Source organism: Rhizobium sp. PP-F2F-G48 (assembly GCF_004342335.1).
Classification (GTDB): Bacteria; Pseudomonadota; Alphaproteobacteria; order Rhizobiales; family Rhizobiaceae; genus Ferranicluibacter.
Genome location: NZ_SLVH01000010.1, coordinates 148330 through 162635 on the forward strand (window position 1 = coordinate 148330; position 14306 = coordinate 162635).

Here is a 14306-nt window from a genome sequence, read left to right on the forward strand (position 1 = left end):
CTCTCGCATCGCACATGAAGGAGTCATGCTGCTTGCCGTAACCGCTGCAGATCGTTCGCCGCAATCATTGGGCGTCGCTCGTCTATCGAGTTCGCTCGCTCCGCCGCATCAAGGAGCGCAGCCAGATCGATAGCGCTTTCGGCCAGGACAGAGCGAAGGGTGGCCACGGTCAGGCCAGCATCAAGCAGGGCGACGAGCGACGAGAAGAAGGGGCGCTCAGGGGCAGCCATCGTGCGGAGCATGCCGGCCAATGTGGGGAGGCTTTCCGCCGATATGACACGAGGCCCTAGCCCCTCGTCCCCGTCGATGGCAAAGAGGGCCCGGCGAAGAACGAGATGTCGGCGTGCCCGGTCCCAGGTCTCGCCGCCGAACCGGTCGATTGCGATCATCTCGGAGACGCTTTCCCACAAGAGGGCGATAAGCCTGCTCACGGCTGCGCCCTGTTCGTAGGCGACAGCTATCCGATCGTCGGCAATCTGATCTATGACACACAGGCCCAGGTCCACGGTCAACCAGCATAATTCTGCGGCGGCTCGTCGGGGATCATCGTCTTCCGAGCTAGCGGAGAGGCGCAATTCGCCGAATTCGACGGCCTCTCGCAACACGGATGCCCTTCGCCAAAGTTCGATCAAGGCAGCGACCGGGTCTTCACTCATCGTCAGCGGGAGGGCCAGAATACGGATGCCCAGAGTTGTCGGTTGCCGTGCGAAGGTTCGAACGACGCCGCTCTCCGCTCTTAGCCGTGCTCCCGGCTTGCCTTGCCACGCCTCTGGGTCGTCTTCCGGCCATGGCGCCATGAAGGCGGACAGCAAGTTCGCGTAATCTGGAGCGGAGGCGGGCGACTGCTCGACGGCCACCACTTTCGCCATAAGACTGAACCAAACCTCCTCGGCCGGTAGATTGGGAGGTTCAGAGGACGCCCAAGTCTTCGGTCCGGCATGCTGCGCGACCGCGGACAACAGCTGCCAGGAGGTGAACGCTCGGTCCCGAGCGTCCGTCGGGACCGGCGGCCCCTCCGCCGACGCGCTTGCTATGCTGCGGGCTAGCCAAGCGGCCCAGCGTAGCGCCGCCGGTGGACCATCCACCCGCGCGAAAAGGGCGGCCGCTACGGCTTCTGCGGCTTCGGTCACCTCGCGGCCACCCTCCTGCGCCGCAGTCGCGGTCTCGTAGCGGGCGAATGGTGCCGCGCCTTGCGCCACGGCTTGCCCGGCGACTACGAGGAGGAGAGGCAGGATCGCGGAACCATTCCAAGATCCGTCCGACCCAAACGCGATCGGCGCTGCATCAACGAGAGCGCGCCACTCCTCGAAGCGAGTAGCCGCCCGGGTGTCGTTGATGGCTGCCCAGACTTGGTACGGATTGTCGAAATGGCCGAGAATGCTCACGAAACGGGACGGGTCAAGCCGTGCGACCTGCCTGAGGACCTCTCCCTCGCTCCCGAAGTAATGAACGTAGTCCAGTTCCCGCAGTCCGAACCATAGGTCCAGCAAGACGCGCTTATCCCGCCAGTCTTGAATCAGCGTTGTCAAGGCTTCTTGCTCGCCTGCCAACACCTGCCGTTCGGGCGCGGCGGCTGCAGTAGATACCAGGCTTTCGGCCAACTGGAAAAACCGGTTGCGAAAACTACTTTCTGCCAACGCCTGTTCAAGAAGCTCGTCCAAAGCAGGTGCTAGCCGGTTTCCGCACTGGCGGAGGTTGGACACGACCTTCCAGCTCTGCTGGTCTGGCTCGCCTCGCAGGAGGAGTATCGCGGCCCTCGCGACGGAGGCGGCTACGGCCGGAGCCACGTCATCATAGACTTCTTCGTCGCTCGATGAGTCCATGAGGTTTGAGGCGTCTGCGGGTAAACCCGCCTGTTCCAGTGCGAGAACGAGAGCCTCGCCCAGGTTGTGTCGGTCCGGAAGGCGGGTCTCGGCATCTCGCTGATTTCGAAGCCAGTTCACGATCGCCTTGTTCGCCTCCTCGCTGACCCAGGGATGCGCTAGGGCGTCGAGGACCTCCTCCCGGATCTGAGTGAAATAGGTAAGAGTGCGATCGGGTCCCTCGCGCGCGAGGCGCCGCTCCTCAGGCCATGCTGCAGACGTCTCGCTGGTCATCGTATTCCCCCGTTGCATGCTGTCTTGACGCCGCCACCTCGCGCCCGCTGGCTCCAGACTTCTCCGAAGAAATTCACCGCTCCCACGGCCACAGCGTTCCAGCCGCGGGTCGCGGCGTTCACACCGTGGTGCAAGCCACCCACCGTGGCTCCGAAATGCCAGAGTTCGTCATCCACCACAGCAAAACGATCATGAACGTATGGGTAGCTGCTTGGATCAAGATTCGTCTTTAACATAATGATCGTAGCTGGTGCCCCCAAGCTCGCCTTGCGGGTATTGATTGCTGTAGCGCGATCCGCCAACTTGGTTGTAAACAATGTCTCGCTTCTACTTTGCTTCAGCCCGCCGCACGCGATCCGGACGTCTTTTGCCTCAAAGCTATCTGGGAACCACGACAGAACCTCTTCTTCCGCCCGTTCACCGCCGCAGAGGAGGTATGTGTCCACGACGAGAACCCGATCAACGGCACTTGCCACGTGTTTTCCGAACATTGGAAGAGATGTAACGGCTTCACCGCGTTTGCGCCGCTCGTTAATCACCTGCGCGTCAGGAAATGCTCCCAAGTCAACCGGCTGCCAAAGGTCGGGTCGCGCGCCTCGACGCGCCAGCGACGGCCACAGGATCTGTGGCGTAAGCAAGCCTGCAGCAGGGGCGGGCGGCGGACCGACTGCCGGGGTGGATGACGTTGAGACGGAGGTGGGGAGGAGGACACCTAGGGTCAATTTTCCGCACCGGGATCTGATGAGGGGGCGCGCTTGCTATGCCGTTCTGCCACCGCCTTGGCGTCGGAGCGCTCGCTCAAGTAGTCTTCGAAGGACGACGCTTTGTGCCGTAGGGCAGCAAGGCGGGTAACGATAGCATGCGGATCGGGGACTTTGAGGATCAACCCCGCACGGGCACCAAGCGCGTTGAGCGAGTTTCCTGAGAACCAAACGGTATTATCGACCACTAGGAAGCGGTCATGAAGCGGAGGGGACTTTCCCCGAAGAACCCATGTTTCTACGTCAGCAAATCCACGCTCTTTGAGGCTCTGAAGGCCGTGGGTGAAGATAGCGTGCCGGTCCAGATTCTCTAAAACGCCATCATTCTTGTCTTCAGCTAGGGTCGGACCCTCAAACGCGAGCCGCGAGGTGATGAGCCGGATTTCGACGGCAAGACGGCTTACAGCGTGGATGAACTGGAAGATCTGCCTTCCGCCGAGATAGGGATCAGCGATCCAGACACGGTGCGAAGCGCCTTCCAGGATGCGCCGGATCTCAGTACGCGCCACGTCCCGGTTGTCGAGCCAGCGTTGCCCTTGGTTCTCGGCCGCAGCGAGCCGTCGACGGCGCGCCTCTGCTTCATAGACCTGCGACAATCTGTCTTGCTGGCGGGCTGCGGGACCTACTTCGATGTCGCGATCACGGGCGTATTCCGTCACGCCATACGTCTCTTCGCGAGCGTCAGGTGACTCGCTCGTTGGTGTGCGGATCGAAACACGTCGTGAAACGGTGCTCGATGTTAAGGTGATCCTACGCAGAAAGGCGGTCGGAGCTTGATATCTCAGGACGCCTTGAGTTGCGTGTGTTAGCATAAAGCCCGACATTACCACCTCGTGGTGGCGCTGCCACACAACGAGCCCATCCTTGGGAACAGCCGTTCGCTCGTAGCGGTGAAGTGCCCCCGCCCGTATCTCGATAAGCGTCACTTCGAGGTCGGAGAGATCGCTACCCTCACGAGGTAATACGTGAACGACGATATCCTCGCGAACACCATGGTTGTCGGGCCGCGGCCGGACGAACATGCGGACCTCACGGGCAATGGGATCTGGTGCGATCAGCACCATCCCTCCGAGATATTCTGGGTAGCGAAAGAGATCGACGTGCAGTCTCGGTTTCAAGAAAGTGACGATTGCCTCGTCCAGCAGAAGGGTCGTCAGGCTCTCTGATGGAGGTGAGAACAGGCGGCTGACGCGAGCGGGGCTTGCGCCTGAACCTATGAACGGCGCGGGGGAGCCGGACCAGGTAGGATCAAGAAGCGGGTCGCCGTCCAAAGGTAGGACGAGGTCGGGCCAGGGCGGTTCAGGCGTCAACGTGCCCGCGCCAACCCGAATGCCGTCGCGTTTCGGTTCGCTCTCGGATGGATCAGCTGGGATTGGCGTGGTGAGGTCGCCGCGCGCTGCGGCTTCGTACCAGGCCACTGCTTCTGCGGCTCCCATAGCAACTCGCCTAAAGAACACTCGGCCGTTCGCGCCTTTGCCGAACTTTCGATCCTGAAGGGCCCCGCTTGACGCGGATGGTCGACCGGGAGCGAGCAATTCCAACGTCGCAAAGACAAGACGCGGTGGCGTACCCTTCCCTTCCACGAACGTTGCGAGGCGCACGACGGCATAACGGAAGGGAGCGAGCCACGGCGGCGGCGTCCCTTCTCCGTGAGATGCTGGAACCTGCAGAGGCACGGTCGTTGGTGGTCCTTCGGAGGGATGAGTTTTGGGTGGGAAACCAGAGGCTGTCATGCTTTTCCTCTAAGAACCGGACGTCCGAAAGTCGTCAGGAGAGTTTGGACCTAACCCAGACGTCGGAGCCTGTTAATGCAATGACAGCGGGTACCCTCGTTTGTTGCCAATCTTACGTGGCTGTCATTGGGCGACGATTTGGGACATTCTCGAGTAAAGTCGCGTTCATGTGACTTGTGTCAAGGTTTACATCTTTCATCAGTTCCACAATCAAATCATGGAATTTGCTCGACGTAAAATCTGTTCCAAGCGAGCGGTAGAGTTCAATACACTTATGATTCGAGCCAAATAGCACAGGGATCTTAGACAATGCGACATTGAATTCAGTTGTCGGAACTACATGATTTTGCTTTTCAGCTAGAACAAACCTATAGGCAACCAGATTCTCTATAACGGCCTTCTTTGCAGATGCTGCTTGTTCGCGGCGAAGAGACTCACCCTGTTTGTATATTTGGCGATTCTGACTAATGACAGTTATGAGGGCACCAAGGACAGCTGCCGCAACTGAAAATGCTCCGGCGAATAAAACTAATTCCATCGTTTCTCCTTTATAATGCCAAAGCCTCGGTCGAAAGTTACGCGCTCGCCTAACTATCTGTAATGACAAACAGCCATTTGAAAAACTCTAAGCCATATGTTCAGGAGGCGCGATGTTTTCATGGCTACCGTCAACAATCGATATTCGATATGAACGCTATCACTCATCATGGCCGATTGGCGTAGTACGACGCCCTACCGAATGGCGAAAGTAGAGATCGAGCGATGCGGCATACTGGCCTGAATGAGTTCTCAGCGCCGACCATGCATCTCGGTCAGATAAGACCCGAGCGCCTCGAGTCGGGCAACCGTCTAGAGGGCATCCGTTTACGACCACGAAAGCGGTCGGATAGATCCGACCTGTCAATGCTTTAGGCTAACGGCTCACCGCTCTCACACGCAGAAAGTGAGCTTCCTTGTGGGCTGGTGCGGTTGCCGGTTCTCCGAAGATCTGTGGTATAGCACTGTCGGACAAGGTCGCGATGGTTGGGTCCTCAGAATCAACAGGCGCGGATTCCGAGGCAGCAATTTTGCTACGCAGAGAATATTGCTCTGATGGCGAATATGCGGTACTATCTAGTTATTCGCTGTTCAGAAAATGACGATGGAAAAGCAAACGGTTGAAGCGCTTTTTGAGAATTTTACGGAGGCCCTGACGGTAATCGCAGGCGCCCCGCCTAATGTATTGAAAGAGTCAGAAGGAGCACCAGGCTCCTATCGACCGGATTTTACAGTGGAAATGAGCCGGGATGGCGAGCCCTATCGGCTCGTTGTCGAGGCGAAATCCTCACTCTTTCCTCGCGATGCACGCGAAGCAATCTGGCAGTTCAGGAATTATCTCGCTCTCAAGGATAGCGGTGGCTATCCCGTCATCCCCGTTCTCATGGCGGAGACGATATCGCCGGGGGCCCGGCAATTGCTCCGCGATGAACGGATTGGCTACTTCGACTCCAGTGGGAGCCTGTTCATCGCGGCTAAGGGGCTCTACCTACGCGTCGACAAGCCAGCATCGAGGAAGCAGTCTCGCTCACTGAATAACGTATTCGCTGGCCAACGCGCTCAGGTCCTGCACGCTGCCTGGGTCGCCAAGTCAGATTGGTTTGGGGTCCACGAACTTGCTGAGCGGGCCGGTGTGTCGCCCACGACGACGTCGGAAACCCTGATCGCTGTCGAGCGCCGCGAGTGGATCGAAGTGCGCGGTGCCGGCCCCTCGAAAGAGCGCCGTTTGATCAATCCGCGCGCTCTGCTCGATGCCTGGTCGGCCTATCAAAGCTCAGTCAAACCGAAGGTTCTGCGGCATTATTACGTGCGTTCGACAGCGCCTCCGGAATTGCTACGCCGTCTAGATCATGCATGCCATATCGAAGGCATACCTTACGAACTCACTGGTATTTCCGCTGGGCAAATACATGCTCCTTACCTTTCGAATGCGTCCCAGGTCTCCTGTCGCATTCCTTCGGGACAGGGGATGCATGCGGTGATGGACGCCATCGAGGCACGGCCCGTCCGGGATGGTTGGAATCTTGGAGTTCACGAGTTGAAGTCAGACGACGAACTGCGATTTCGCTGCCGGATTGATGATCTCTGGGTTGCCGATCCGCTTCAAACGTACCTCGACCTGTTGCAGGCGGGGGGGCGGGCCAAAGAACTGGCGCAGCATCTCCGTTCCGAGAAATTGGGAGTATAATGTCCAAGCCGCAGTTTCTCGTCGACTACAGCCAAGGGGTTACGCGTGACTGCGAGCGTGTTCTTGTCACACTTTTCAGCGGTCTCGGACCGTGGCGAGATTCGGTATTTTTGATCGGCGGTCTGACACCCCGCTATCTGGTGACAGCGCGACCGCCGACCGTTCCAGCCCATGCTGGCACGGGTGATATCGACGTCGTCGTCGATCTCGCCATTCTCGCGGACACCGAGGCTTATCGCACGCTTGAGGAGAATCTTAAGCGGATGGGGTTCGAGCGCGCGGAGAACGACAAAGGCGTGACGGTCAATTGGCGCTGGAAGACCAAAACCGAGCACGGGGTCACGGTCATTCTCGAATTCCTAGCCGACGACCCGAGAGTGAAAGGAGGCGCGCTGCAAGAGCTTCCAACGGAGGGAAACATCTCTGCCGTCAACATTCCTCATGCATCACTCGTTTTCGATCTCCATGATCGCATGGAGGTGACAGCCGATCTTCTTGGTCAGAAAGGGCGAGCGACCGAAACGATACCTTACGCGAACATTGTATCGTTCACTTGCCTGAAGGCTTTCGCCTTCGACCATCGTCGAGAGGGCAAGGATGCCCATGACCTTGTCTATTGCCTTGAGCACGGCGAGGGCGGGTTAGACGGCGCTATCATCAAGTTCAAAGATGCCCTGACTGGCAAGCATGCCCGAGTAATCGGCGACGCGCTGGAAATTCTTCTGAAGCGATTTTGCGATCCCACAGCGGATGAAGGCTACCTTCGCGAGGGACCTGTTGCCGTGGCGTGGTTCGAAATCGAGGGTGATAACGACGATCCCGATATTCGCGGGCTGCGGGCGCTACGGCAGCGCGTCGCGAACGACGTTGTCTCCCGGCTGCTTGAAGAGTTGGGCGTTGGGGGATGAATGACCGCATGTGCCGGCTACGGGTGGGTACCCCGACCAACTTCAAGTTTAACAGTTGGAAGCTAAAACGTCTGCGGCTCAAAATCTTCGTGGAAATGTTATCGTTTCGCGTCTAAGCTGTGGGCAATCAGTCGATCTTGTCCCTGGGCTTTGTCACTGGAGTGTAGCCTGTCAGAGGGATCTTAATGACTCAGAGATCGACACCGGCGCCCGAAGACAATCTGCAGCCTCCGGACCTTTTGCCCCCGAGTGTCGAAACGGTGACACCCACATCAGTTCATAATGTATCAGCTCCTGCTGCAACGCCTCCCCCAGCAGTCCCTTCGTCTCTCTCCGGCCCAAGTCTACGGCGCAGTCTACCAAAGCGGGCGATGAGAGTTATCAGCTTTCTTGCTGCTGCCGGCTTTCTCGCTTTGCCGGTCAGCGCGCTTGTAGATTGGTTGCGGCAAGATCCCCCACCCATGATCCGCCAGTTGGGTTGTGAGATTGCAGCGTTTCCTGATGGTTCCAGCGAACAGCCGCCACCACTTGATCCTACGCAGCCTGTTACAATTGGTGTCAACGAGCGTTTGATCTGCGGTGTGGAGCAAGAAGGCGGCGACTTTCTTGTGTGGCGAGGCGGAGGAAACGGGTATGGCATGCGAGACGGGCCAGTGCATTCAGACCAAGAAGCCGGTTGGCAGGAAAAGCTGAGGGCGTTGATCCAGCCTCCGAGCAAGGCACAGATCACCGCATGCAAGGCTCCCGGCAAGCCTGTTGTTGAGAATGGACGGGTACCTCCGTGTCGGCACGTCATTTCATTTGCTGTGCCCGGCATTTACGAGTTGATGGTCAGAGCTTACGGCAGGGGAAATCCGCATGTCGAGGAGCTGACGCTGCCGATCCGCGTGATCGAGATGCAAAGTGTTCTGCGTTTTCGAGCCATCGCTATCGTCCCTCCTCGGGGTCTGCGAGAAGTCGTTCGAACTGGGACAGTCTCCGAGACCTTGAGTGCGCCCTCCAACCCGTTTGCGTCACCGAGACGCGAGACGCGACGTATCTCGGTTATCCAGGCTTTGCCAGGTGAGACGATTGTGGACGGAAGCGCGCAGCCTGTCATTGGAAGCTCGAACGGTGCGAATATGAGCTTCGAGTACTCGCCCACCGCCGTTATCGCGGTTGTCGATCTCCAGTCCGGACCAGGTTTTGATCAACGTCGCGCATGGTTGTCCGCCGAGGTTTCCGCGACCCTTCGGAGTGAGGTCAATGTGCCGCCCATCGCACTCGAGAGCAAAATCCTGCGCGCACCGGGGCGTCAATTGATCTATCAACAACCCGTCCCCGAAGGTTCTCTGATCGAGTTCCAGGCTGCGTCCGGTGAATCGGGTAAGCTTGCCTTGGGCGCTTGGGGAGAGCTGGGTTCGCAGGGCAATCGCATACGTTTCGTTTCAACCGTCGACGGCCTTGTGGCGGAGACAAGTACACAGTGAAGCGTTCCCTGGCATGAAAGAGCTATAGAAAGCCGTGATCCTCTTCCAAGGAATGCGGAACGGAAAGAACTAGAGGCTAAAGCTGAATCGAAGGTTGGAGAAAACGCCATGAAAAGGATGATCATTGAATCATCTTTCGCGATAAAGACTGATTTGAACCTGAGGGACGCCGTTCTGATATTACAGTCGTGTTTTGTATGAACAGTTTTGCAAATATAGCAATTTTTGGAGAAAACCATGGCTAAGATCAAGACGAGCTCTGCCGAGACTGTCGCTGCGCTCCTCAAGGCGATGATTGCGGCTGCTGCTGAGGCTGAGTTACTGATTCTCGCGGCTCATTCTAGGCCCGTAGGTGAAGACGGAACCGAAATTAAGCTTGACGGCACGCCGGTGACCAAAGCCGACAAGCAGTCGGAGGCGATTATCCCTCAAAGCCTTGAGGAGGCGTTTCCCCACATCCCGCTGATTGGGGAAGAGAGTGTCAATGCCGGAGTCATTCCAGCCCTTGGCGATGGGCCATTCTTCCTGATCGATCCGCTAGACGGTACCAAAGAATTCGAGAAACGTGGCGATGACTTCACGATTAACATCGCTTTCATCGAGGACGGACGACCCGTCATTGGAGTGGTGTTGGCCCCCGCCCATGGGGAATTGTTTACTGGTTCGCCAATGGGCGCTTACAAGGCACGGCGTGATGAGGATGGGGCCTATGGCGCTTGTCATGTGATAGCCGCACGTTCGCGGCCAGTGAAGCCGGTTGTGATTGTTAGTGCGTCCCGAAGGCCGCCCGAGTTGATTGCTTACCTTGATAGTCTGGAGGGGCCATTCGAGGAAAGACAGATCGGATCGCTGCTTAAGGTCTGCCGGATCGCAGAGGGCAAGGCCGACATCTACCCCTGCCCGATGTCCACCAGCGTCTGGGATACAGCAGCAAGTCATGCCGTGCTCGAAGCCGCAGGCGGAAGGCTATGCCAATGGAAGGACGGCGCAGCGCTTCAATATGACGGCAAGCGGTTCTGCACTCAAAACGGATTTCTCAATCCGCATTTCATTGCGTTTGGCGCTCCATAGCTGATTTTTGAAGACAGTAGAATCGACCAGGAGAGCGTAGCAGGAATACTAGCGCTTGCGAGAAGATCCATGTTGGCTGCAGATGTTCGACCATTGAATACTAAACTCGTGGCCATCGATTCCAAGCTTGGAGCCAAGTCCAGAACCATACGCATTTTACCGCAGTCGCCTGAAACAGAGCCGCTCTTGCTGCCTTACCAAAATCGGCACAGGTTGCGTCGCAATAATTCTTGCTTTTATTGGTTGCGCCGCCGCCTGCCGCAGCCAAGCCTCCGTCGGGGAATTATCGAATAGGTTTTCTTGACGAAGTGACAGATTCCGCCTGTGTCTACCCGATCCAAGATGATTTCGTCTCAAGATCGGGCGAGGTCGATGCGCTATGCAAATTCGCTTCTTTGATGTCTCGAAGGAGAGGCCATTGCCGTTGGAAAAGATACTCCACACCCAAATAAAGATGCTAGCAGAATGTATTGCATTTGACACGTTAGAGTAGCATGATCCGCAATGTCGGGGAGATAACAATGGGGAAGATCGCTTCTGCACATGCCTATGCGAACAACGAGGTTGCCTATCTCGCTTGGGACATTGACGGCAAGATTGAGGGCTGTCTCGGCTTTGAGGTCGTCCGCATTTATCTGGAGCCGGACGGAAGCGTCTCTCTTCGAGATGATGGCGAAGAGGATCGCGTCCCCTGCGCTGCTTGGGTCGGGTTCAAGGGCCAACGAAATCCGCACTGGCTGCCGCAGACCACTTCGATCTGGCCGGTGCAGAAGCTGTCGTGGCGTGACCTCACGCTCCGTAAACGGCGCAATCGGGCACAGCTCCGCCCCTCGGAGATCTCGGTGCGGTACGAAATCCGTCCGCTCGGCGATTGGCGCCCGGGATTGGAGCCGGCTCCCGACCCTGTCCCCGAAACGGTTGCGGTAGCCAAGCGTGGGGCCGACGGTAGGCCAGTCCTCGACGCGGACGATAGGTCGGTAAAGATCGAAGCCAAAGCCTATGACGGAAAGCCGCGGCCGCTGGGCTATCTCGGTCCGGCGGTTGCAACCAACGCTATTCGCGTCACGCGCTGGATCGGCCCGTTCCAGTCCACATTCACGAATGGCGTCCTTGCTGCCCAATGGCTGCGGAACGTCATCTGGGAGGATGGCGTGAAGAGGCCGAACGAACTGATGGGGATGATCTCCGATCCGAAAAACGGGATCCGCAAATATCTCGCCGGCGACGTCCTGCCCATGCTGCGGGAGTTGTTCGAGCAGGCTGGCTCCTTCCTGCTGGCCCTTTACGAGCTCGACGATAATGAACTCGTCGATCTGCTCCTGGCGAACAAGAACCGCATCCGGCTGATCCTGGCAAATACCGGTTTGGTGGAGGGGGAATGGGACGTTCGCAATTCACATGCGCGACAGGCGTTGATCGATGCCAACGTCGATATTCAGCACCGCATGTTCAACAATTCCACCCATATCGGCCACAACAAGTTCGTCGTTCATCTCGATGACGACGACGCGCCTGTGGCGGTCTTTACCGGCAGCACCAACTGGACAACGACCGGCCTTGCGGGGCAGACCAACAACGCGATCATCATCGAAGACCGGAACGTCGCGAAGGCCTTCGCTGACTGCTGGCATCGGATGCTGAACGATCCCCTCGATCTCCCGACCGAGTTCGATGACGGCATGCCCGACAACCAGCAGGGCGCTCCCTTTCGGACCTCGAATGAGACGCCGGCGCGTTTCACCCTCGACAACGGTGCAAAACTGGAGGTTTGGTTTTCACCGAACATGCCCGCACGCCGCAAGAGCTCCGCAATTCCGCCTGACCTGCGAGAGATTTATCGCCTCATGCGGAAAGCCGAACAGGCGATCCTGTTTCTGGCTTTCTATCCCGGTCAGAGCGGCAAGGACTGTATTGTCGGCGAGGCGATTGAGATCGGCAGGACCGACCAGCGCCTGATCGTGAGCGGCGCCGTCTCAAGCGCCCAGGCCATGCCCAACTACGTGCCCGGCCGCAAGAACGACCGGAACGATCCCGAGGATGACGAGGAAGCGGTATCGCCCCACACCTTTACGGAGGCGAACGTTTCCATCGTTCGGGCATCGCGCCTGGACGATCGCGATCTTCTGTCCGATTTCGGGGGCGAGGAACTCACGGCCAAAGGAGGGATCGGCGCCATTATCCATGACAAGGTGGTCGTCATCGACCCGCTCTCGGACGATTGCGCCGTCATTTTCGGAAGTCACAATCTCGGGTTCAAGGCATCCTATTCGAATGACGAGAACCTGGTGATCGTCAGGGGCGACAAAGCGCTCGCTGCGGCCTACGCCGTGCATGTTCTCGACGTCTACGATCACTATCGCTTCAGAGCGATTGAAGCCGAACTCAGGCGCCAGGGGAAAAAGGGATGGTCCGGCTTCCTCGCGACAGAGGATACGTGGCTCGACCCATATGCCGACGGCGCCAAGGGTGCGCTCATGCGCTACTTCGCTCGCGGTTAAAACGGCTGGCGCAGATATCGATCATCTTATTTGGGAGGCTTGAATGGATATTTACCAGCAGATCTGGGACGCCGATCAGGCAGGCAGCGGCGTGCAAGCGGTCCTCGATGGCACGAAAGGCGATGCCGACCGCGGTTACGTGTCCGTCGTGTCTGCGTCGCCCGGTGATCGCGATATCAAGCTTCTTCAAAGCGTCGTCATCCCGCCGCGCAAGATGCTGACCTATGACCGGGTGACACGACTTTTCGACAATTATGCCTTGGACGAGCAGGATCCCGAACTCGAGACGCCTGAAGAGCGTCAGGAGGTCCACGATCTTCTCGATGCGATGATCGACACGCCGCCGATGCAGGTCGCCCGGTCTTATGTCGGTGAGGCGACTGGCACGACGATCTCCAAGGACCGTTGGTATGCCGTTCTTCTCGAACAGTGGTTCCGGACATTCGCTCAAGGCGGCGATCCGGCGTTGACGGGCTTCGAACATGTCTTCGTCGGCGAGCAGGAAGGACCGAAAGTTCAAGGATACCACTTCTGGTACAAGTACCATCTCGACGACGGGCTGGCTGGCACTATCGACCGGAACCGGTTTCCAGGGTTCAAGGACGATCGCATCGTTTATCTGCGCGGCATATACGATAATGGGCAGGAACGGTTTCCGGAATCGGTGACGATCTCTTATCGCTGGGAGGCGCCAGATTATGATCGAGGCGCGTTACGGCCGCTGACCAAGCCCAAGGGCGGCTTCTTCGTTGGATGCAGTGTCGAAGGTCTGATCGCGATCGGCGCCGTCCGAGCGCATCTCGGCGCCCGTGCGCCGAAGGAGGCGGTCATCAACGGCGCGCGTTACGATCTGAAGCTATTCCGTAGCGCCGACGATCAGCATATCCGCACCTTCTACCCGGTCTTTCTCGGACCAGCCGGAAGCGAGCCACACGACGCTCCCGTGCTCGGGCAAGCGACGCGACCTCTGGCTATCGAGACGATCGCCGGGGGGCCGGTGCGTATCCTTGCAGCACTGGTTAACCCCGTCGGTGAAGATCCGGGTCAGGAGACTGTTACCCTGATCAACGGTGGTGCTGCGACCATCTCTCTCGAAGGCTGGTTTCTGGTCGATAAGATGAAAAACCGTTTCGCTGTTGGCGATGTGACGCTTGGCGGAGGCATCGCAACGACCGTGCTTCTGCCGAAGAACTCGATACAGCTTTCCAACAAGGGTGGTGAAATCAGACTGGTCGATCGGGACGGTCACACGGCGCACCTTGTGACCTATTCGAAGGCTCAGGCCAGCACCGAGGGGCAGACGATCATTTTCTGACGGCTGCCGGCCGTTAGGTGACCGAGCGGACGAATGACGGAACCGGCCGGTTGGCGGATATCTGGGAGCGGTAGCGGTCCTGCGCAGAGCTTCCAACGGTTGACAGGGCTTGTGATGAAAATTTTGAATTTTCGGAGAAGGCGATGGGTGAGCTGGCAGTTATATTCACCTTCCGACCAGGCTTCGCCGCGTCGGGATCCGAGAACGTTCGTCTTTCCGGAAGTTGGGATG

At 58.1% G+C, this 14306-nt stretch carries 11 protein-coding genes; 6 read left to right on the forward strand and 5 right to left on the reverse strand.

Going from position 1 to position 14306, the window contains the following annotated elements; translation table 11 throughout:
* Positions 1 to 23: 23 nt before the first annotated feature.
* The 4 genes from C8J36_RS25045 to C8J36_RS20315 all read right to left on the reverse strand — a co-directional run bounded on the left by C8J36_RS25045 (position 24) and on the right by C8J36_RS20315 (position 5128).
* On the reverse strand, positions 24 to 2096 hold the full coding sequence (locus C8J36_RS25045) for a hypothetical protein (protein ID WP_165915121.1): 2073 nt from the start codon (positions 2094 to 2096) through the stop codon (positions 24 to 26).
* Entirely contained in the window at positions 2093 to 2572 is a 480-nt protein-coding gene (locus C8J36_RS20305) for a hypothetical protein (RefSeq protein WP_132537159.1), read from the reverse strand. The genes C8J36_RS25045 and C8J36_RS20305 overlap by 4 nt, the downstream gene beginning before the upstream one ends.
* 242 nt (positions 2573 to 2814) lie before the next feature.
* Entirely contained in the window at positions 2815 to 4590 is a 1776-nt protein-coding gene (locus C8J36_RS20310) for a VPA1262 family N-terminal domain-containing protein (protein ID WP_281029257.1), read from the reverse strand.
* Between the two features lie 112 nt (positions 4591 to 4702).
* Complete coding sequence (locus tag C8J36_RS20315) at positions 4703 to 5128, reverse strand: hypothetical protein (protein ID WP_132537161.1); 426 nt, start codon at positions 5126 to 5128, stop codon at positions 4703 to 4705.
* Between the two features lie 603 nt (positions 5129 to 5731).
* Between C8J36_RS20315 and C8J36_RS20320 the strand changes: the two genes are divergently transcribed.
* The 5 genes from C8J36_RS20320 to C8J36_RS20340 all read left to right on the forward strand — a co-directional run bounded on the left by C8J36_RS20320 (position 5732) and on the right by C8J36_RS20340 (position 12760).
* Positions 5732 to 6814, forward strand: a complete 1083-nt coding sequence (locus tag C8J36_RS20320; protein ID WP_132537162.1) for a hypothetical protein — start codon at positions 5732 to 5734, stop codon at positions 6812 to 6814.
* Positions 6814 to 7722 (forward strand): antitoxin, encoded by a 909-nt coding sequence (locus tag C8J36_RS20325; protein ID WP_132537163.1) that lies wholly within the window; start codon positions 6814 to 6816, stop codon positions 7720 to 7722. The genes C8J36_RS20320 and C8J36_RS20325 overlap by 1 nt, the downstream gene beginning before the upstream one ends.
* A 371-nt stretch (positions 7723 to 8093) precedes the next feature.
* Positions 8094 to 9191: a hypothetical protein gene (locus C8J36_RS20330; RefSeq protein WP_132537164.1), complete on the forward strand. Its 1098-nt coding sequence runs from the start codon at positions 8094 to 8096 to the stop codon at positions 9189 to 9191.
* A gap of 237 nt (positions 9192 to 9428) precedes the next feature.
* Entirely contained in the window at positions 9429 to 10262 is an 834-nt protein-coding gene (locus C8J36_RS20335; RefSeq protein WP_132537165.1) for a 3'(2'),5'-bisphosphate nucleotidase CysQ, read from the forward strand.
* A gap of 521 nt (positions 10263 to 10783) precedes the next feature.
* Positions 10784 to 12760 (forward strand): phospholipase D-like domain-containing protein, encoded by a 1977-nt coding sequence (locus tag C8J36_RS20340; RefSeq protein WP_132537166.1) that lies wholly within the window; start codon positions 10784 to 10786, stop codon positions 12758 to 12760.
* On the opposite strand, the gene C8J36_RS25440 is transcribed toward C8J36_RS20340, so the two are convergent.
* On the reverse strand, positions 12735 to 12950 hold the full coding sequence (locus C8J36_RS25440; RefSeq protein ID WP_245506664.1) for a hypothetical protein: 216 nt from the start codon (positions 12948 to 12950) through the stop codon (positions 12735 to 12737). The two genes, C8J36_RS20340 and C8J36_RS25440, sit on opposite strands and share 26 nt — an antisense overlap.
* Here C8J36_RS25440 and C8J36_RS20345 point away from each other — a divergent pair.
* Complete coding sequence (locus C8J36_RS20345) at positions 12852 to 14075, forward strand: hypothetical protein (protein ID WP_245506660.1); 1224 nt, start codon at positions 12852 to 12854, stop codon at positions 14073 to 14075. The two genes, C8J36_RS25440 and C8J36_RS20345, sit on opposite strands and share 99 nt — an antisense overlap.
* Positions 14076 to 14306: the final 231 nt, after the last annotated feature.